This window comes from Sphingopyxis terrae subsp. terrae NBRC 15098, from assembly GCF_001598815.1.
GTDB lineage: Bacteria > Pseudomonadota > Alphaproteobacteria > Sphingomonadales > Sphingomonadaceae > Sphingopyxis > Sphingopyxis terrae.
This window is the reverse complement of record NZ_BCZQ01000004.1, coordinates 248536-267822: the sequence shown is the minus strand read 5'-3', so window position 1 is coordinate 267822 and position 19287 is coordinate 248536. Positions and strand designations below refer to the sequence as shown.

Here is a 19287-nt window from a genome sequence, read left to right as displayed (position 1 = left end):
CGGCGCCTTGTCGCAAAACCGCGACGGAATCACGATGGGGCGCCCCCTAGCAGGGGTCGACCGCTTCGCCAATCACCCGCGCTCCGCAACTTCCGGCGAACGCGGACGGTTGCCCCCATGCCCCTTCAGAAAAGGCGGCGGATCGCAAACAGATGCAGGTCCGCCGCCGATACAGGAGATAGATAATGTTGAAGCAAGTTCTTTTGATCGGCGCCGCCGCGATCAGTTTCCCCGCGCTGGCCCAGGAAGCACCGCCGTCGCCGGGCACCACGCCGCCGACCGAGCAGCCCGAGGCTGCGCCGATGCCCGATAGCGCGCCGGCACCGACCGACACGACGGCTCCGCCGGCCCCCACCGAGCCGGCCACCGATACGATGGCGCCGGCCAGCGAGGCGCCTGCGCAGACCGCGCCCGCCCCGTCGAGCAGCGCAGCCGCGACCCCCGCGCAAATCGCCCAGATCGTCGAAACCGAATTTCCGACCTATGACGGCGACAAGTCGGGCGACCTTAGCTCCGCTGAATTCGGCGCATGGATGAAGAAGCTGCGCACCGCGCAGGATCCCGCCGTTGATCCCGAATCGGCCGATGTGAAGAGCTGGATCGATCAGGCTTATGGCGCGGCCGACGCCGACAAGTCGGGCAGCGTTACCAAGGAAGAACTGGTCGCGTTCCTTTCGCGCGGCGGCTGATTTCGCAGTCCTCCCCGCTTGGGGCGATGCAGCCGTCGGAGCGATCCGGCGGCTGCATTGCCATGACCGTCATGCCGCGCGCGGCGGCTGCATGACTGCCCGGATCGTCAACGCCCGTTCGTGGCCGTCGCGATCGGGCCACAGGATCGCGCTGCCGGCGCGCATCCCTATCAACCCGGCACCAATGGGCGTCAGGATCGAAATCCGCCCCGACGCGATGTCGGCATCGGACGGATAGACCAGCCGGACGCTGCGCACGGCGCCGCTCGCTTCGTCGACGAAATCGACCTCGCTGTTCATCGTCACGACGTCGCGCGGGACATGGCGTTCCTTGTGGACGGTCGCACGGCCGATCTCGCGCATCAGCAGTTCGCTGACCTGCGGCATGCGTTTTTCGATGCCGAGGGCGAGATCGGTCAGCGCATCGGCCTCCGAGTCGATCATGTGAATGGGCGGGCGTTTGCTTGCCTTGGTCGAGGTGGTCTTGGCTACTGTCATTCTTTTGGCTTTCCGCATGGAAAGGGCAGGGCGCGGCCGCGCTCCTGTCGGGATGGTTCGGAAATCTTGCCCCGGTCCGGGGCATGGCACGCCACAGCCCGGGGCTAGAAGCCCGCGAGAAGCTGACCCGCGTGAAGGCGGAAGCGAAGATGGCGCTGCCGAATCTGCATGACGCGATGATGTCGCCTGAGGCGGGGCAAGTAAAGCCCGGCCTTTTGGGCCTCCTGATTCAGAGCAGCCCGAGCGCGCGGAGGCTGCGGTGGCCGCTGCCGCCGATGATGATATGATCGTGCAGCGCGATGCCCAGCCGCCCGGCCGCATCAGCGAGGTCGCGCGTGATCGCGATATCCTGGCGGCTCGGTTCAGGATTTCCGCTGGGGTGATTGTGGACGATGATGATCGCCGCGGCGCCGAGTTCGAGTGCGCGCTTGACGACTTCGCGCACATAGATCGCCGATTGGTCGATCGACCCCTCGCTCGCGACCTCGTCGCGGATCAGCATGTTGCGCGAGTTGAGGTACAGCACCCGCACCCGCTCGACCTCGATCGGTCCCATGTCGGCGCGCAGCCAGTCGAGCAGCGCATCCCAACTCGACAATAGGGGCTTTTCGCGGAATTCCCGTTTCAGCATCCGGAGGCTGGCCTGCTGGACGATCTTGAGCGCGGCGATCGCGCCGTCGCCCATGCCGTCGATTCGGCGCAGCGATTCGGGATCGGCGCTGACGAGCTGTGCGAACGAACCGAATTCGCGCAGCAATGTCTTGGCGAGCGGCTTGGTATCGCGCCGCGGGATCGCAAGCGCGAGGAGATATTCGACCAGTTCGTAATCGGCCATACCGTCGGCATCGCCGCCGAGCAGGCGCGCGCGAAGCCGCGACCGGTGGCCCGCATGATCGGGAAGGGGGGCGGGCGCGTCGGCCATCGTCAAGGCAATAACCGCCTTGTGGGCACCACTCAACGCTCATAGACACAAGCGCCTATGTCGCGGCGCTTTTTCCTGCATCGAATGGCCTTGCCCTGCGTTGCCGATGGGCATGGAACAGCAATGGTATGCGCAGTGAGCTTTGGCCGGACCTATGATGACGGCGTGACGTCACAGGCGGCCGACGGGTTCGGTCGCGGGTGAGCGAGGCGGAGGCAGCCCGCGTGCGGCGGCGGCGCAAGGCGCCGTGGATCGTCGGCGGCGCGCTCGGCGCGCTGGCGCTCGGACTTTGGGTTGCCCGCGCCCCGATCGCCGACCGTTTCATTCAGGACCAGCTTGCGAAGAAGGGCGTGCCGGCACGCTACACGATCGAGCGCATTGGCCTGTCGACCCAGCGGCTTAGCAATGTCGTTATCGGCAATCCGGCGCGTCCCGACCTGACCGCGCGGGTGCTGGAGGTGTCAGTCGGGCTTGGTCTGTCGGGGCCCTATGTCGCATCGGTGCGCGCCGACGGCCTGCGGCTCTACGGCCGCTTCGTCGATGGGCAATTGTCGCTCGGCGCGCTCGATAAATTTCGCGACCCGACCGACAAGAGTCCGTTCGCATTGCCCGACATGGCGGTCCGGCTGAGCGACGCGCGGGCGCGGCTCGAAACGCCGTGGGGCAATGTTGGCGCGGCGCTGAACGGCGGCGGCAATTTGCGCCGCGATTTTGCGGGAACGCTCGCGCTCGTGGCCCCGCATATCGCCGCTGCCGATTGCCGCGGCACGGGAATCACTTTCTACGGCAAACTCGCGGTGCGCGATGTGCGCCCGCGGCTGACGGGGCCGTTGCGCGGCGCGGCCGTGACTTGCGGCGGCGCTCAGCCGGTCGCGGTCGCCGCGCCGCAGATCGCGCTGGACGTCTCGCTTGCCGAAAATCTGCAGCAATGGGACGGCACCGCCGACGCGCTGGTCCAGCGCCTGACGATGCCCGCGCTCGCCGCCGAGCGGGTCGGCGTGAAGGGCCGCTTTGCCGGCACCGCCGATCGCACCGCGCTGACGCTGGCAGCGGATGTTGCCAAGCTGGCCGGGCCCGATTTTGTGGCGAGCGGCGTGCATCTGGAGGGCAAGGGCGCGGTCGGCAGCGTCACCCCCAATTTCGACGGCCGGCTGCGCTTCGCCGATGCAAGCGCGAGCGCCCGTCTGCGCCGGTCGGTCGCGGACAGCGCGGCGGCGCTGGACGGCACCCCGCTCGGCCCGATCGGCGATCGCGCGGCGCGCGCCTCTGCAGCGGCGCTGGCGGGTGCAAGCGGCGAAGCGGCAGTCGCGCTGACCGGGCAGGGCGAGGCCCTCCGTTTCGAGCTTGTCGCGCCCAGCCTGTCGAGCCGCAGCGGCGCACGCTTCGCGGGCAGCGCCGACAGCCGCATAGGCTATCTCTTCGCCGCGCCGCGGCCCGAAGTCATCGCAACGGGGCGCTGGACCTTCGGCGGCGGTGGCCTTCCGGTCGGCGCGATGGAACTCGACCGCCGCGCCGACGGCGACATGACCGGGCTGGCGCAAATCGACGCCTATCAGGCGGGCGGCGCGCGCCTGGCGCTCGATCCCGTGCGCTTTTCGAGCGCGCCAGGCGCCGCGATGCGCTTTTCGACTAGCGCCACCCTGTCGGGGCCGCTTGCGGGCGGGCGCGTAGAGGGGCTGCGCGTGCCGATCGCCGGCGCGCTCGCGGCAACCGGCGGGATGGCGTTCAACGGCGGCTGCCACCGCGTCACCGCGAACAAGATCGATGTATCGGGGCTGCGCCTCGTCAATAACGGTGTCGATCTGTGCAGCGCCCCCGGCGCGCCGCTGTTCAGCGTGGGACCGGCGGGGGTGCGCGGCGCCGTGCGGCTTCCGGGCCTCAAGCTGCGCGGCACCAGCGGGGCGTCGCCCTTTGCGCTCGATAGCGGTCCCGGCGAGATCGATCTGGCGCGGTGGCGCTGGTCGCTTGCCAACGCCGATGTCCGGATCGGGGCCGGGGACAGCGCGACGCATTTCGCCGCCGGACGCCTTTCGGGCGCGGCGGGGGGGCAGGGGATGGCCGGAACGCTTGCCGATGCGCAGGGCAAGATCGGCGCCGTCCCGCTCGACATGAGCGAGATTGCCGGCAACTGGCGCTGGGCCGACGGCGCGCTGACGCTCGACGGCGGGCTGGTGCTGACCGATGCGGCGGCGGACAAGCGCTTTGCGCCGCTGATCAGCCGCGACGCGCATCTCCGTTTCGCCGACGGCGTGATCGACGCAAGGGCAGGTTTCGACGAGCGCGAGAGCGGCAAGAAGATACTCGACACCGTGATCCGCCATCGCTTTGCCGACAGTAGCGGCGCTGCCGATCTGATCGTCAAGGAATTGCGCTTCGACGATAATTTCCAGCCCGAACAGCTCACGACGCTTGCGCAAGGGGTCGTGGCCAATGTCCAGGGCTCGGTCGTCGGCGACGGGCGGATCGAATGGAACGCCGACGGCGTGACGAGCCGGGGCACCTTTGCGACCGCCAATACCGATCTCGCCGCGGCGTTTGGCCCGGTGACCGGGCTGACGTCGACACTGACGTTCGACGATCTGCTGGGGCTCCATTCGGCGCCGGGGCAGACCGTCGCGCTGAAGGAAGTCAATCCGGGGATTCCGGTCGTGGATGGCAAGATCGACTATCAGCTCCTCGGCGGCAATCGGGTGCGGATCGAGGGCGGGCGCTGGCCGTTCGCGGGCGGCGAGCTTCTGCTGCACCCTGCCACGCTCGATTTCAGTGCCACCCAGCCACGCCGCCTGATGTTCGATGTGGTCGGCGTCGATGCCGCGGTTTTCCTTCAGCAGTTCGGGTTCGAGAATATCAACGCGACGGGCAAGTTCGACGGGACGCTGCCGGTCGAGTTCGACGGGCTCGGCGGGCGCGTGGTCAACGGACGGATCGACGCGCGCGACGGCGGCGGCACGCTCGCCTATGTTGGCGAGCTTTCCAATCACAACCTCGGCACGATGGCCAATTTTGCGTTCGGGGCGCTGCGATCGCTGAAATATGACGATCTGACGATTGTCCTCAACGGCAACCTCGACGGCGAAATGGTGACCGAAATCCGCTTCGGCGGGATCGGGCAGGGTATCGGCGCGAAGCGCAATTTCCTGGTCGATCAGGTCGCCAAAATCCCGCTGATCTTCAACATTCGTGTCGAAGGGCCTTTCCGCGGCCTGATATTCTCTGCAAAGAGCTTTTACGATCCATCGGTCCTGGTGGAGCAGAATTTGTCGCAGCTCTTGCAAGCGCAGCGCGACGCCGAAGCCGCCGCGGCGGCGAAGGCGGCGCCCGTTCAGCCTCCAGCAAGCGAGCCCGTGCAATGACGGTAAGGAAGACAGGAAAGATGAGGAGAGCGGCCATAGGCGGTCGGTGTCTGTTGCTGACGATCGGAACGATGGGCCTCGGCGGCTGCGTTCAGGTGTCAGCGCCCGACAAGCCGATCGAGATCAACCTGAATATCCGCATCCAGCAGGAAGTGGTGTACAGGATCGACGGCGACGCGAAAAAGCTGATCGAACAAAATGGCTCTATCTTCTGACAGGGACGAAACAAGATGATGAAGCAGATGTTCAAACCCGCAATCGCCGCGCTGGCCGCCGCCGGAGCGGTCGCCGCGCTGGTCACGCCGGCGCTGGCACAGCGCGACCCCGCCTATGAAAATGCGCGCGCCGCGGGCCTGATCGGCGAACAGCCCGACGGCTACCTCGGCTTTGTGACCACGCCGACCGATGCAGTGCGCAAGCTGGTCAGCGACCTCAATATCAAGCGCAAGGACGCCTATACGCGGAACGCGCCGGCGGGCAGCACGATCGAACAGTTCGCCTTTGTGACGGGTTGCAATCTGATCCTGAAGACCGCGCCGGGCGAGAAATACCGCACGCCCGACGGCAAATGGCTGACGCGCGACAGCAGCCCGCCGGTGCGCGATCCGCGGTGCGCCGCCAACTGACGAATTAGCAGCAGGCCTTCGTGCCTCATTATGCCGCCGCGCCCCTAAACGCGGCGGCATTTTTGTGCGCCTGCGCACGGGCATTGACTTAATCGGGCGGCGTTCCTAAACGGGCCGCGCCTTAGGGGTCCCCCGGCTTTTTCCGGGCCTTTTTCGCGGGCGGCACCGATTCTTTTCGGTTCTGTTTCAGGAGGATGGCGGAAGATGACGGGGAAGGGCAGCGATCCGGATCAAACTTCGGAGGATTCGCGCCTGGTCTCGCTCGAAGAGCGATTGGACCGGGCCGAAGCCGCAGAAGCGAAACGGACCGCAGGCACCGCCAGTCCGGAATCCGATGCCAATTACCGGCTCGGGAACCGGGTGCTGGCGGAACTGCTGGGTGGATTGATCGGTGGCGCCTTGTTCGGCTGGCTGATCGACCGCATCGCGGGCACGTCGCCCTGGGGGTTGTTGGGAATGTTGTTCATGGGGATCGTCGTGGCGTTCCGGAACATCATTCGCATCGCTTCGGGTCCACGCAAGTAGCGCGGATCAAAGGGAATTTCTGGCGGGACGGCCCGATGAGCCGCCCCGCAATGCGCGTGGAGTGAAGAGTGGCGGCGGAATCCGGCAAGATCGACCCGATGCACCAGTTCGAGGTGACCCCGCTCGGCGGCGGTTTCCATCTGGGCGGGCACGAAATCCTGTTCACCAACAGCGCGCTGTGGATGGTTGTCGCGGCCATCACGCTCGGCATCTTCATGTGGGGCGGCATGCGCCGTCAGCTCGTTCCCGGCCGCTGGCAGGCCGCCGTCGAGGGCTTCACGGGCTTCATCTCCAGCATGATGACGCAGAATATCGGCAGCGAAGGGCGCAAGTTCACGCCCTATGTCTTCTCGCTGTTCATGTTCATCCTGTTCTGCAACCTGCTCGGCATGCTGCCGCTTGGCGTATTCGGCATTCATCCCTTCACCGTCACCAGCCACATTGCGATCACCGGCGTTCTCGCGCTGGTCAGCTTCGCGATCGTGCTCGTCGTCGGTTTCTGGCGCCATGGCCTGCACTTCTTCTCGCTCTTCGTGCCGCACGGCACGCCGCTGCCGATGATTCCGATCATCGCGCCCATCGAGTTCGTGTCCTTCATGGTCCGCCCTTTCAGCCTCGGCCTGCGTCTCTTCGTCGCAATGACGGCGGGTCACGTTCTGCTTAAGGTGCTGTCGGGCTTCGTCATCAACGGCTTCAACGCCGAAACCGTCTGGCTCGGCTCGATCGTCTCGGTCCTCAGCTTCATCCTGATGATCGGCATCAGCGCGCTCGAACTGCTCGTCGCCGGCATCCAGGCTTATGTTTTCGCCCTGTTGACCTCGCTTTACATCAACGACGCGGTCAACCTTCACTAATCCCGTTTATACCAAACGCTTACACCCAAGGAGTATTACAATGGACGCAGAAGCAGCAAAGCTGATCGGTGCTGGTCTCGCCGCTATCGGTGCCGGCATGGCCGCCATCGGCGTGGGTAACGTCTTCGGCAGCTTCCTCGAAAGCGCGCTGCGCAACCCCGCGGCCGCCGACGGCCAGCAGGGTCGCCTGTTCATCGGCTTCGCGGCTGCCGAACTTCTCGGCCTGCTCGCGTTCGTCGTCGCGATGATCCTGCTCTTCGTCGTCTGATTTCGGACGATCCGGCGTGGCCGGTTCTCGGATGGGGACCGGCTGCACCGATTTGCAGGTTTTTCATAAGTTTAAGGTTCGCCTTTCATGCCCCAGATAGCCCAGCTAACCGCTGATAACTGGTATCTCGCCTCGCAGCTTTTCTGGCTGCTGGTCGTGTTTGCCGGCATCTACATCGTCATCGGCCGCGGCATGCTGCCCAAGATCGAGGCGACGGTTGACGCGCGCGATCGCAAGGTCGCCGACGATCTGGCGGCGGCCAAGGCCGCACATGCGGCCGCCGACGGCCTCGAGGAAAGCTATCGCCAGCAGAGCGAGGCAAGCCGCGCTGCGGCGCAGAAGGCGGTTTCGGACGCCAAGGACAAGGCCGCTCGCGACGCTGAAAAGCGCCTGGCAAAGGTCGATGCCGAGCTTTCGGAAAAGCTGGCAGCGGCCGAAGCCGATGTGGGCGCTGCGCGCACCTCGGCAATGGCGGAAATCGAATCGGTCGCTGCCGAAGCGGCGACCGACCTGGTGGCCAAGCTGTCGGGCGTGAAAGTTGCCGCAACCGACGCAAAGGCTGCGGTGAAGGCGGTGCTGCATGGCTGATTTCCTGATGATCCTGTCCGAAGCTGCCGGCGCTGCCGGAGAGGCGCATGCCGATCCGACGGCTTTCGGGCTTAACGCCACCGTGTGGGTGTCGATCGCGATGCTCGCCTTCCTCGGCATTCTTGTCTGGAAGAAGGTGCCGGCGATGATCGGCGCGTCGCTCGACAAGAAGATCGCAGAGATTTCGAAGCAGCTCGGCGAAGCCGAACAGCTTCGCCTCGATGCCGAATCGCTCAAGGCCGAATATGAGGCCAAGCTTGCCGATGCGGCGAAGGAAGCCGACGAGCTTCGCGCCCGCGCCGAATCCGAGGCCGAAGCGCTCGTCGCCAAGGCGAAGGGCGATGCGACCGCGCTGATCGCTCGCCGCAAGCAGATGGCCGAAGACCGCATCGCGGCGGCCGAAGCCAACGCGGTTGCCGAGGTTCGTGCCGCGGCGGCCAAGGCGGCGACCGATGCCGCCGCGGCGCTGATCGCGGCCAAGCATGACGCGGGCGCCGACAAGGCGCTGATCGATCAGGCGATCGCGGCCGTCGCCAAGAGCTGATCTTTCCCGATCGGGCCATGAAAAGCGGCCGTCTCGTCTAAGCGAGACGGCCGCTTTTTCGCGTCAATACTCGTCGAAATTGTCGGCCGCATCGCTGAACGGATCGCTGACCGCGGTGCCGCCCTTGCGATAGCAGGCGAAATCCATGATCGCCTCGTTGATGCTGTTGGCGGCGGGCGCCTTGTGTTCGGTGATCGTCTCGGACGGTTCGCTCTCGATGAAGCTGCCGTCGGCGCGGTAATAGCTATATTCGAGCGTGCGGAAGGAATTGCCACCGCAATCGAGCTCCTCGCGAATTTTCGCGCCCGATATCGGCCCGCCGCTGAGCGGTTTGGCATAGATGCTCAGCACGTCGCCGATGATCTTGCCGCTCAGCGCGCGCAGGCTCGCAAGGTCGACATAGGTGCGGGTCGAATCATTGCCGCCGACCAGATACCATTCGGCGGCGGCGGGCGTGGCGAGCGGCAACAGCGTGGCCGCCACAAAAATCATGCGCATAATATCCCCCCTTATGGTGCGCCCCGTGCACGGCCTGCCACAGCCGTTCGGGCGCGCAAAGCCGAAATTGGCGGCCTCAATATTTGATCATGATCCGGCGGGCGAGGGCGGGCGAGACGCTGTTGACGAGTTGCAACAGCTTCACCGCCCCCGCATTCACCTCGCGCTTGCCGGTGCGGATGCCGCGCACGATTTCGGCGGCGCAATCGTGCGCGCTCATCTTCTTCCCGGCGCGACCCGCGGTCATATTGGTTTCCACCACCGGCGGCAGCGCCTCGATCACCGCCACATTGCTGTCGCGCAGCAGGTGGCGGATCGCCTGCGTATAGGCGCGCAGCCCGGCCTTGGTGGCGCAATAGATCGAACCGCCGGCGCGCGGTGCGATCGCGAGCCCCGAGGTCACATTGACGATTGCGGCGGCAGGCTGGGCGCGCAGGATCGGCAGCAGCCGCGTGCAGAGTGCGATCGGCGCGTCGAGGTTGGTACGGATGCACTGCGCCGCGCTGTCGAGAGTCGCCGGCTCGTCCAGCTCATAATCGCTACCGACCCCGGCATTGTTGACCAGAAGCGCCAGCGGTCGCCCTGCGACCCCCGCGACGACGGCATCGATTCCCGCCGGCTCGGACAGATCGCCGGCGATCGTTTCAAAACCCAGCGCCCGCATCCCCGCCAGTTTTTCGGGTGAGCGGCCCGTCACGACCACCTCGGCGCCCGCCGCCTGCAATTGCAGCGCGATTTCGCGCCCGATTCCGTCGCTTCCGCCCGTCACCAGCGCCAGTTTGCCGTGTAATTCCATCGCCCCCTCCATGCTTTTACCTGCCACACTATGGCGGGCCGCGCGGCCATCGCCTACATGGAAATGATGGTCCGTCCCAACGCTCCCGAACGATTCAACGAAGAGAAGGCCACCTATGTCGTCCGCGGCGAGGGGGAGGGGGCCGACAAGCCCGATCTGGAGCGCGGTGCCGAGGTCATTCGCGGCGTCGTGCGCAAGCTGCCGGTGCGCCCCGGTGTCTATCGGATGCTCGATGCGCGCGGCGACGTTCTGTACGTCGGCAAGGCCCGCGCGCTGAAGAACCGCGTCACCAACTACACCCAGGTCGCGCGGCTGCCGCAGCGGTTGCAGCGCATGGTCGCGCAGACGCGCGCTATGGAGATCGTGACGACGACAAGCGAGGCCGAGGCGCTGCTGCTCGAGGCACAGCTCATCAAACGCTATCGTCCACCCTACAATGTCCTGCTGCGCGACGACAAAAGCTTCCCCTTCATCCTGCTCCGCATGGATCATGACTTCCCGCGGGTACAAAAGCATCGCGGCGCCCGCCGTGCCAAGGGACGCTATTATGGCCCGTTCGCCAGCGCGGGGTCGGTGAACCGCACCCTCAACGCGCTCCAGAAGACCTTTCTGTTGCGCAGTTGCACCGACAGCTTCTTCGCCAATCGTTCGCGGCCGTGCCTGCTCTATCAGATCCGGCGCTGTTCGGCGCCGTGTGTCGATCGTATCGACAAGGCCGATTATGCCGAACTCGTCGGCGATGCGCAGGATTTTCTGGAAGGCCGCTCGACCGCGGTGCAGAAGCGACTGGGCGACGCGATGACGCGCGCGGCCGAAGCCATGGATTTCGAGCTCGCCGCGGTGCTCCGCGACCGGTTGAAGGCGCTGACCTTCATCCAGGGTAGCCAGTCGGTGCATGCCGACGGGCTGGGCGATGCCGATGTCTTTGCGCTGGCCGCGAAGGGCGGGCAGCTCTGCATTGCGGGTTTCTTCATTCGCGGCGGGCAGAATTGGGGGCATCGCAGCTTCTTTCCCGCCCATGTCGCGGGGGTGCCCGAACCTGAGGTGATGGCGAGCTTCCTCATGCAATTTTACGAGGGCGTGCCGCCCCCCAAGCTGATCCTCGTCGATCGCGAGCCCGAGGACGCCCCGGTCCTTGCCGAAGCGCTCGGCGAAACGGCGGGCCGCAAGGTCGAGATCAGCGTCCCGCAGCGCGGCAATCGCAAGCGACTGCTCGAACAGGCGGTGCGTAACGCCGGCGAAGAACTCGACCGCCGCCTTGCCGAAAGCAGCAGTCAGGCGAAACTGGGGCGTGAACTTGCCGATCTGTTCGATCTCGACGAACCGCCGCAGCGGATCGAAATCTACGACAACAGCCATATTCAGGGCACCAATGCGCTCGGCGCGATGGTCGTCGCGGGGCCGGAGGGCTGGATCAAGGGCGCCTATCGCAAGTTCAACATCAAGCGCCCGGAAACGCAGCCGGGCGACGATTTTGCGATGATGCGCGAAGTGTTCCAGCGCCGCTTCGCGCGCGCCCTCGAGGAGGATCCCGAACGCAACAAGGGCGAATGGCCCGATCTGGTGCTGATCGACGGCGGCAAAGGGCAGGTGTCCGCAGCGGGCGCCGTGCTCGCGGAACTCGGTATCGACGATCTTCCTTATGTGGGCGTCGCCAAGGGACCGGATCGCAACGCCGGGCGCGAGACATTCTATTTGCCCGACGGCCGCGAATTTACGCTACCCCCGAACAATGCCGTGCTTTTCTACATTCAGCGATTGCGCGACGAGGCACATCGCTTCGCCATTGGCGCGCATCGGCAGAAGCGGGCGAAGGCGATGGGCAGCTCGCCGCTTGACGAGGTTCCGGGCATCGGACCGGCGCGCAAGAAGGCGCTGTTGATGCATTTCGGCACCGCGCGGGCGATCCGCAGCGCCAGCCTCGACGATCTGAAAAAGGCGCCGGGCGTCAGCGCGGCGGTCGCGCAGGCCGTTTATGATTTCTACAATCCGGGAAGCTGAGGAGAAGAACGTGGATTTCGCAGCCGCCATGCCGCTCGCCGGAACGCTGGGCGTGACGATACAGGAAGGGACGAAAGAGCGCGTTACCGGGCGGTTGCCCGTGCGGCCCGACATCTGCACCGCGGGCAATATCGTCCACGGCGGCGCCATCATGGCGTTTGCCGACTGTCTGGGCGCCGTCGGCGCCTTCCTGACCTTGCCCGACGGCGCAAGCGGCACCACGACGATCGAAAGCAAGACCAATTTCCTTGGCGCCGGCCCGGTCGGGTCGGTGCTCGTCGGCGAAGCGACGCCGGTCAAGATCGGCAAGCGCCTGTCGGTCTGGCAGACGCGTATCCGCACCGAAGCGGGCGAAGAGGTCGCGCTCGTCACCCAGACGCAGATGGTGCTTTGGCCGGCCTGACCGCCGATGCCATCGTCTGCGCGGTTCGGGCGCATGGCGAACATGGCGCGATCCTGCGCGCCCTCACCGAACGCGCCGGCCTTGTCGCCGGCTATGTGCGCGGGGGGCGATCGCGGCGCCTGCGCCCGATACTTATGCCGGGAAACCTCGTCGCGCTCGACCTGCGGGCGCGGACCGAGGATCAGCTTGGCGGCGCAACGGTTGAAATGATCGCCAGCCGCGCGCCACTGCTCGCCGAACCGCTGGCGGCCGCCGCGATCGACTGGGCGACCAGCCTGACCGCGGCGGCGCTTCCCGAAAGCCAGCCCTACCCGTCGCTCTACGCCGCGCTGTCGGCGCTTCTGGAGGCGATTGCGGTGGCGCCGGCGGCGCGGCTATGGGCAGCGGCGCTCGCGCGCTATGAGTTGCTGTTGCTTGCCGAGCTCGGTTTCGGGCTCAGCCTCGACGAATGCGTGGCGACCGGCACCGCCGACGATCTGGCCTTTGTCAGCCCCAAGTCAGGCGGGGCGGTCGGCCGCGCCGCCGCGGCTGGATATGAAGCGCGGCTGATGCCGCTGCCGCCTTTTTTGCGCGGCCGCGATGCCGATCCGTCGATTGCCGACGTCATCGCCGGACTTGCCATCACCGGACATTTCCTCGACCGCGACATTCTCGATGGCCGAAACCGCGACTTGCTGGCGGTGAGGGAAAGATTGCTCGGCAGGCTGGGCAGGGCGGTTGCGTGAGGGGCCGCCGCTGTCTAAGCGGCTCGCGAAGATAGGAAAGGGCGACGCACGTGCAAATCCTGCTGCTGGCTGGCGACGGTATCGGACCGGAGATTATGGTCGAGGCCGAAAAGACCCTCGCCGCGCTGGCGCTGCCCATCACGATCGACCGCGCGCTTGTCGGCGGCGCGGCCTATGCCGCCACCGGCCACCCGCTGCCGCCCGAGACGCTCGCAAAGGCCAAGGCGGCCGATGCGATCCTGTTCGGTGCGGTCGGCGATCCGCGCTTCGATGCTGTCGAGCGTCATTTGCGGCCCGAGCAGGCCATTCTCGGCCTGCGGTCGGAACTCGGCCTGTTCGCCAATCTTCGTCCGGCCAAGCTGTTCGCGGGACTGGAAGACAGCTCTGCGCTACGACCCGAAGTCGCCTCGGCGATTGACCTGCTGATCGTGCGCGAACTCAACGGCGACGTCTATTTCGGCGAAAAGGGCATGCGCACGACCGCGACCGGGGAGCGCGAAGGCTATGACATCATGGCATATAGCGAGAGCGAGGTGCGACGTATCGCGCATGTCGCGTTCCGCGCCGCGCAAGGGCGCCGGAAGCGGCTGTGCTCGGTCGACAAGGCGAACGTCCTCGAAACATCGCAGCTGTGGCGGGACGTCGTGATCGAGGTCGCGGCCGACTATCCCGACGTCGAGCTCAGTCATATGTATGTCGACAATGCCGCGATGCAGTTGGTGCGCAATCCGGGGCAGTTCGACGTGGTCGTCACGGGCAATCTGTTCGGCGACATTTTGTCCGATCAGGCATCGATGTGCGTCGGCTCGATCGGTCTTCTCGCATCGGCGTCGCTGAGCGAAGGCCGCCAGGGGCTGTACGAGCCCATTCACGGCAGCGCCCCCGATATTGCGGGTAAAGGGATAGCCAATCCGCTCGCGATGATCCTGTCGCTTGCGATGCTGCTTCGCCATTCGGGCGGCGACGAAGCGAGCGCGGCGCGCATCGAGAGTGCGGTAGCGAAAATCCTTGCCGACGGATGCCGCGGCGCCGATTTGGGCGGCTCGATGGGCACCGCAGCGCTTGGCGATGCGGTTGTCGCGGCTTTGAACGGATAAAGCGAGATGAAAAAGACGACGGGATTCGATCGCAGCAAGACGAGGAACTGGCGTCCGGCGACGCAGGCGGTGCGCGGCGGGACGTGGCGCAGCGAACATGGCGAAACGTCCGAGGCCCTGTTCCTGACCTCCGGCTATACCTATGACAGCGCCGAGGAAGTCGCGGCCCGCTTTGCCGGCGAGGCGCAGGGCATGACCTATTCGCGCCTGCAAAATCCCACCGTTGCGATGCTCGAAGAACGCATCGCGTTGATGGAAGGTGCCGAGGCGTGCCGGACGCAAGCCACCGGCATGGCGGCGATGACGACGGCGCTCCTGTGTCAATTGTCCGCTGGCGACCATGTTGTTGCTGCGAAAGCGGCCTTCGGGTCGTGCCGCTGGCTCGTCGATACGTTGCTGCCGCGCTTCGCGATCGAGACGAGCGTCGTCGATGGCCGTGACCTTGACGCGTGGAAGGCAGCGATCAAGCCGAACACCAAGCTTTTCTTTTTCGAAACCCCCGCCAATCCGACGATGGATATCGTCGACCTGCAGGCGGTGTGCGATCTCGCCAAGGCGCATGGCATCACGACCGTCGTCGACAATGCCTTCGCGACCGCCGCGCTTCAGCGCCCGCTGGAATTCGGCGCCGACGTCGTAGCCTATTCAGCGACCAAGCTGATGGAGGGGCAGGGCCGCGTCCTCGCCGGAGCGGTGTGCGGAACGGAAAAATTCATCAACGAGGTGCTGCTGCCGTTCCAGCGCAATACCGGACCGAACCTTTCGCCATTCAATGCGTGGGTAGTGCTCAAAGGGCTGGAAACGCTCGACCTGCGCGCCAAGCGCCAGTCGGAGAATGCGCTGGCGGTCGGCAAGGCGATCGAGGGGCGCGTGCGGCGTATCCTGCATCCCGGCCTGGCCAGCCACCCCCAGCATAATCTGGCGATACGCCAGATGGATGGCTGCGGACCGATCTTTTCCTTCTTCCTCGACGACCGGGCGCAAGCGATGGCGTTTCTGAACGCGCTCGAACTCGTCGATATTTCGAACAATATCGGCGATGCGCGCAGCCTGTGCTGCCATCCTGCGTCCACCACCCATTATGGCGTCAGCGCCGAGGCGCGCGCCGACATGGGCATCGAAGAGGGGATGCTGCGCATCAATATCGGGCTGGAGGATCCGCGCGATCTGATCGCCGATCTGGACCAGGCATTGACCAAGGTCGGGCTTTGAGCGACGCTGGCGGCGCGATGATCGACTCCCTCTTCCCCTTTGCCGCGACAACCGGGCCGATCACCGTGCGCGTGTCGGTCAGCTACCTGCCCGAACAGTCGCATCCGGCGCTGGGGCGCTGGTTCTGGGCCTATCATGTCCGCATCGAAAATCACGGTGAGGCCGCGGTGCAGCTGTTGACGCGGCATTGGCGGATCACCGACGGCCGCGAGCAGGTGAGCGAGGTTGAGGGCGAAGGCGTTGTCGGCGAACAGCCGCTCATCGCGCCCGGCGGGTCGTTCGACTATGTTTCGGGATGCCCGCTGCCGACGCCCGAAGGCGGGATGGTCGGCACCTATGTGATGGAAATGACCGACGGGTCGCAGATGCTGGCGGCAATTCCGGCCTTTCCGCTCGTGGCCCCCGCGACCGCGTCATGAAGCGCACCCATCTGCCCCTCAACGCGCTGCGCGTCTTCGACGCCGCTGCCCGCCATCTCAGCTTTACCCGTGCCGCCGACGAGCTGGCGGTGACCCCGGCGGCGGTCGGTCAACAGATCCGCGCGCTGGAGGACATGCTGGGCGTCGTCCTGTTCCGCCGCACCCCTAAGGGTCTTGAACTGACGGGGGAAGCACATGCCGGGCTCGACGCGCTGCGGCAGGGCTTTTTGCAGTTCGAGGAATCGGTCCGAGCAATGCAGGCGGGGCAGTCGTCGCAATCGCTGACCATCGCCGCGCCGCGCGACCTGACCGCCAAATGGCTGGCGCCGCGTCTCGCCCGGTACAGCCAGCAGGCGCCCGACGTGCGGTTCACGCTTGTGTCAGCCGATAGCGGCATTGATTTTACCGAGGCCAATCTCGATCTCGCGATTTTCTGGACCGATGGGGCCGGCGACCATGAAGGCGTCGCGCTGTCGGCGGCATCGATGGTCACCGTGGCGGGCCCTGGCGGCGGCAGCGACACGCGGATTGCGTGGCCGGGATGCCCCGTTGCCGAGGGTGAGCCCGCGTTGCGGCTGGGCGATGCCGGGCTTGCGATCGACGCCGCGGCCAACGGGCTGGGGCAAGCCTGCGTCCCGGCCATGCTCGCCGAGGCCGATATTGCCGCCGGGCGGGTGCGCCAAGTGGGTGAGGCGATGGATACGAAACGCGGCTATTGGCTCGTCGCGCCGACCCCGCAATGGCGGCAGGCGAAGGTCAAGGCGCTGGTGGCGGCGCTGACGGCGTAGCGCCCTCCTTGGCTGCGAGCGCGAGCAGCCGGGTGACGAGACCGGCGAACTTGTTGCCGTCAAGGTCCAGGGCCGCATTGTTCCAGCTTGCCGTGACGACGAACCATTTGCCGTCGGCCTTGCGCTGGCCGAGCAGGCTCATCGACACCACGCCAAGCTCCGACCCGCCCTTGTAGCCAAGGTAGGACCAGTCCGCCGCCGCTGCGGGGCCGACGCCGTTGTTGATCGCCAGCGCCGCCATCGTTTGCGCCGAACCGCGCGCCCGCAGGTCCGCAAAGGCCCGCGCTACATCCATCGGCGAGGCGAACCATTCGAGGCTGTCGATAAAGCGCGGTTTTCCTTCGAAGCTGACGCCGTCAACATTGGCGAGGGTGAAGCGATCGGCATTGTCATCGACGATCTTGCGTTGCTGCGCTTCGCTGCCCGAGAGAAAGGCTGAACGGAGATCAGCGAAATTGTTGCCCTTGAGCGCGAAGGCCTCGACCGTCGTCAAAAAGGGCGTGTTGCGTGCGGGTGCGCTATTGCCAGCCGCCCGCATCCGCGCTTCGATCGTCTCGCGGCCGAGCAGATGGATCAGCGTGTCGGCGGCGCCATTATCGCTGACCGAGATCATCCAGTTCGCCAGCGTTTGCAGCGTCACCGGCGTGTTCAGCGGCCAATTGGCGGTCGCCGCCGACGAGAAGCTGGGATGGGCAAGCGGGACGACATCGTCCCAATGCCGCTTCCCCGTCGCCACCTGCGCGGCGAGCTCGTCCAGCACATAGAGTTTGAATATCGATCCGACGGCAAACTGCCGATCGGTGCCCGAACCCGCAATCTGACGAATGTTGTCGCCGTCAACTTCGGCGACAAGAAACCCGGTATCGCCCGGTAAAGCAGCGATTTCCGCTGCAACTGCGGCGATGCTATCGTTGGCAGCCACAAATCCGGTTACTCGAAGTCCCAGCACCAGCGCTTCGGGGGCCGGGCCGACATCCAAGCGGATCGTCGCGGTCCCGCGTTCGAAGCGGAGCAGTATCGTGCCCGATTGACCGTCGTCTGATGTCGCTCGCTTGACCGCGACCGGCTTGCCATATTGGCCGACCAGATTTTCGCTGATCTCCCGAAACCGCGCTTCGGGGATCGCCGCGCGAAAGGAAGGCGCAAAATATTCGGCATAGGGCACCCGCCCTTCGAGCAGGGCGACGAGCTGACCGGCGCGGCGGTCGAAGGCGCTCTGTTCGGCGCGTGCGGCTGTGCCCGGCTGAGCATGGACGGTGCCGACAGGCAGCGCGGCCAAGGGGACGGCGAGCAGGGCAGCTGCAGCAAGGCGGTGCAGGCGGTTCATATCATTCTCCTTGTTCGGCGGCAGGGGCAGGCGGATCGCGATCGATCCGCGCTATCTGGCGCCGCAGCAGCGCGGCGCCGCGCCGGTTGAGGAGCCAGATGGCCCCGAAAAGCAGCAGCGGCCCACCGATCAGCGCTGTGCCACCGAGCGCGCCATACCGGCCACCCAGCGCCTGCGCGGTCATGAAGAGCAGCAGACCCGGTAGCAGCGGCGCGAGATACCAGCGCCCGACGCGCGACAGCATATGCTCTTCACGAACGAGGCGCGCGCGGTAATAGGACCGGATGTCCGCGGCTTCGGCCGCCGGATCGGGACGCGAGGTTCGGCGGGTTAGCTGCCAGCTGACGAACAGTGTCCCGGCAATCACGAGCAGACTGCCCAGCTTGAACAGCAGGCCGGGAAGGACCACGGCATAGACGGCAAAACCCGCAATCACGATGGCGGCGGCCATATATTCGCGGCGATTTCGCCGGGCGACGATGTCGCCGAGCCGCGACGCGCGGCGCCTGACTTCCTCGACCGGCATCGGTTCGAACGCGGCCGTATCGCTTTGCCATAGGCCGTGCAGGGTCATGTCGTCGGAAAAATCGGTCATGTTGCATCTCCCAGGCCGGCGAAACGGCGCGTGAGCATGGATTTGAAGCGATGGACCTTGGTCGCGACGGTCTCGGACGACACGCCCGTGACGTCGGCGATTTCGGCCGCTGGCATCCCCTCAAGATAAAGGAGCAATATCTGCCGGTCGGGCGGTCCGAGCCGGTCGATGATCGCCAGCATCAAGGCGAGCGCCTGATCGGTCTCGGCGCGCTCGGCGGGCGAGGGGGCTTCATCGGCAAGCGCCAGATCCTCGATATCGACCCACGGCCGCCGACGCTTGCGGGCTTGGGCGACGTGCGAGGCGGCGCGATTATGCACCACGCGCCAGACCCAGGTGCTCATCGCGCAGCGGGCATCGAAGCGGGCGAAGCTCTGCCAAAGCGCGACCTGCAACTCCTGGAGAAGGTCGCGTTGCAGTTCGGGATCGGCTTCATAGCCGCGTGCCATGCGGGCGATAGCGCCGCCGAAGCGGTCGATCGCCTCTTCGAACAGCCTGTCTTGCGCCTTTCCGGTCACCCCGATCTCCCAAAAGCCCGTGCCAATATCCGGTTAGTCGC

At 65.9% G+C, this 19287-nt stretch carries 23 protein-coding genes; 16 read left to right on the top strand and 7 right to left on the bottom strand.

Annotation, left to right across the window (positions count from 1 at the left end; translation table 11 throughout):
* Window positions 1–185: 185 nt before the first annotated feature.
* On the top strand, window positions 186–689 hold the full coding sequence (locus tag STE01S_RS04035; protein ID WP_058811387.1) for an EF-hand domain-containing protein: 504 nt from the start codon (window positions 186–188) through the stop codon (window positions 687–689).
* A 69-nt stretch (window positions 690–758) separates the two neighbouring features.
* Here the strand turns inward: STE01S_RS04035 and rnk are convergent, their stop codons facing one another.
* Together rnk and radC are read right to left on the bottom strand one after the other, a co-directional pair.
* The gene (gene rnk, locus STE01S_RS04030) at window positions 759–1187 is read right to left on the bottom strand and encodes a nucleoside diphosphate kinase regulator (RefSeq protein ID WP_082657299.1); all 429 of its coding nucleotides are present in this window, start codon (window positions 1185–1187) and stop codon (window positions 759–761) included.
* Between the two features lie 229 nt (window positions 1188–1416).
* Window positions 1417–2109 (bottom strand): RadC family protein, encoded by a 693-nt coding sequence (gene radC, locus STE01S_RS04025; RefSeq protein ID WP_062765075.1) that lies wholly within the window; start codon window positions 2107–2109, stop codon window positions 1417–1419.
* 224 nt (window positions 2110–2333) lie between these two features.
* Here radC and STE01S_RS04020 point away from each other — a divergent pair, with 224 nt between their 5' ends.
* The 8 genes from STE01S_RS04020 (at window position 2334) to STE01S_RS03985 (ending at window position 8867) form a co-directional block, all read left to right on the top strand.
* The gene (locus STE01S_RS04020; protein ID WP_255265871.1) at window positions 2334–5462 is read left to right on the top strand and encodes a YdbH domain-containing protein; all 3129 of its coding nucleotides are present in this window, start codon (window positions 2334–2336) and stop codon (window positions 5460–5462) included.
* Between the two features lie 53 nt (window positions 5463–5515).
* Window positions 5516–5677, top strand: a complete 162-nt coding sequence (locus tag STE01S_RS04015) for a YnbE family lipoprotein (protein ID WP_371830003.1) — start codon at window positions 5516–5518, stop codon at window positions 5675–5677.
* A gap of 15 nt (window positions 5678–5692) precedes the next feature.
* Entirely contained in the window at window positions 5693–6088 is a 396-nt protein-coding gene (locus STE01S_RS04010) for a YdbL family probable chaperone protein (protein ID WP_058811390.1), read from the top strand.
* Between the two features lie 204 nt (window positions 6089–6292).
* Window positions 6293–6613, top strand: a complete 321-nt coding sequence (locus tag STE01S_RS04005; RefSeq protein WP_003044116.1) for an AtpZ/AtpI family protein — start codon at window positions 6293–6295, stop codon at window positions 6611–6613.
* Window positions 6614–6681: 68 nt separating this feature from the next.
* Entirely contained in the window at window positions 6682–7467 is a 786-nt protein-coding gene (locus tag STE01S_RS04000) for a F0F1 ATP synthase subunit A (RefSeq protein WP_003044113.1), read from the top strand.
* A gap of 40 nt (window positions 7468–7507) precedes the next feature.
* The gene (locus STE01S_RS03995; protein WP_003044110.1) at window positions 7508–7735 is read left to right on the top strand and encodes a F0F1 ATP synthase subunit C; all 228 of its coding nucleotides are present in this window, start codon (window positions 7508–7510) and stop codon (window positions 7733–7735) included.
* Window positions 7736–7822: 87 nt separating this feature from the next.
* Window positions 7823–8323, top strand: a complete 501-nt coding sequence (locus STE01S_RS03990) for a F0F1 ATP synthase subunit B family protein (protein WP_003044101.1) — start codon at window positions 7823–7825, stop codon at window positions 8321–8323.
* Window positions 8316–8867 carry a F0F1 ATP synthase subunit B family protein gene (locus STE01S_RS03985; RefSeq protein ID WP_003044099.1) on the top strand — a complete coding sequence of 184 codons (552 nt, stop codon included), beginning with the start codon at window positions 8316–8318 and terminating at the stop codon, window positions 8865–8867. The genes STE01S_RS03990 and STE01S_RS03985 overlap by 8 nt, the downstream gene beginning before the upstream one ends.
* Before the next feature lie 63 nt (window positions 8868–8930).
* On the opposite strand, the gene STE01S_RS03980 is transcribed toward STE01S_RS03985, so the two are convergent.
* Together STE01S_RS03980 and STE01S_RS03975 are read right to left on the bottom strand one after the other, a co-directional pair.
* Window positions 8931–9365: a surface-adhesin E family protein gene (locus tag STE01S_RS03980; protein WP_162928196.1), complete on the bottom strand. Its 435-nt coding sequence runs from the start codon at window positions 9363–9365 to the stop codon at window positions 8931–8933.
* Window positions 9366–9441: 76 nt separating this feature from the next.
* A complete protein-coding gene (locus STE01S_RS03975) occupies window positions 9442–10161 on the bottom strand; it encodes an SDR family oxidoreductase (protein WP_058811863.1) in 720 nt (239 codons plus the stop codon).
* 66 nt (window positions 10162–10227) lie between these two features.
* Here STE01S_RS03975 and uvrC point away from each other — a divergent pair, with 66 nt between their 5' ends.
* The 7 genes from uvrC to STE01S_RS03940 are packed head-to-tail and all read left to right on the top strand — an operon-like array spanning window position 10228 to window position 16806.
* The gene (gene uvrC / locus STE01S_RS03970; protein WP_062765165.1) at window positions 10228–12162 is read left to right on the top strand and encodes an excinuclease ABC subunit UvrC; all 1935 of its coding nucleotides are present in this window, start codon (window positions 10228–10230) and stop codon (window positions 12160–12162) included.
* 10 nt (window positions 12163–12172) lie between these two features.
* Window positions 12173–12565 carry a PaaI family thioesterase gene (locus STE01S_RS03965; RefSeq protein WP_082813210.1) on the top strand — a complete coding sequence of 131 codons (393 nt, stop codon included), beginning with the start codon at window positions 12173–12175 and terminating at the stop codon, window positions 12563–12565.
* On the top strand, window positions 12553–13290 hold the full coding sequence (recO, locus tag STE01S_RS03960; RefSeq protein ID WP_058811392.1) for a DNA repair protein RecO: 738 nt from the start codon (window positions 12553–12555) through the stop codon (window positions 13288–13290). The genes STE01S_RS03965 and recO overlap by 13 nt, the downstream gene beginning before the upstream one ends.
* 50 nt (window positions 13291–13340) lie before the next feature.
* The gene (gene leuB, locus STE01S_RS03955) at window positions 13341–14387 is read left to right on the top strand and encodes a 3-isopropylmalate dehydrogenase (RefSeq protein WP_062765067.1); all 1047 of its coding nucleotides are present in this window, start codon (window positions 13341–13343) and stop codon (window positions 14385–14387) included.
* Window positions 14388–14393: 6 nt separating this feature from the next.
* The gene (locus STE01S_RS03950) at window positions 14394–15599 is read left to right on the top strand and encodes a trans-sulfuration enzyme family protein (RefSeq protein ID WP_062765064.1); all 1206 of its coding nucleotides are present in this window, start codon (window positions 14394–14396) and stop codon (window positions 15597–15599) included.
* A 17-nt stretch (window positions 15600–15616) separates the two neighbouring features.
* Window positions 15617–16018, top strand: a complete 402-nt coding sequence (apaG, locus tag STE01S_RS03945; protein WP_040590068.1) for a Co2+/Mg2+ efflux protein ApaG — start codon at window positions 15617–15619, stop codon at window positions 16016–16018.
* Window positions 16015–16806: a LysR family transcriptional regulator gene (locus STE01S_RS03940; RefSeq protein WP_058811395.1), complete on the top strand. Its 792-nt coding sequence runs from the start codon at window positions 16015–16017 to the stop codon at window positions 16804–16806. The genes apaG and STE01S_RS03940 overlap by 4 nt, the downstream gene beginning before the upstream one ends.
* On the opposite strand, the gene STE01S_RS03935 is transcribed toward STE01S_RS03940, so the two are convergent.
* The 3 genes from STE01S_RS03935 to STE01S_RS03925 are packed head-to-tail and all read right to left on the bottom strand — an operon-like array spanning window position 16775 to window position 19246.
* Complete coding sequence (locus tag STE01S_RS03935) at window positions 16775–18133, bottom strand: serine hydrolase (RefSeq protein ID WP_062765061.1); 1359 nt, start codon at window positions 18131–18133, stop codon at window positions 16775–16777. The genes STE01S_RS03940 and STE01S_RS03935 overlap by 32 nt on opposite strands.
* 1 nt (window position 18134) lies before the next feature.
* Window positions 18135–18728, bottom strand: a complete 594-nt coding sequence (locus tag STE01S_RS03930) for a hypothetical protein (RefSeq protein WP_062765058.1) — start codon at window positions 18726–18728, stop codon at window positions 18135–18137.
* Window positions 18725–19246: an RNA polymerase sigma factor gene (locus STE01S_RS03925; protein ID WP_062765055.1), complete on the bottom strand. Its 522-nt coding sequence runs from the start codon at window positions 19244–19246 to the stop codon at window positions 18725–18727. Before STE01S_RS03925 ends, STE01S_RS03930 begins: the two co-directional genes overlap by 4 nt.
* Window positions 19247–19287: the final 41 nt, after the last annotated feature.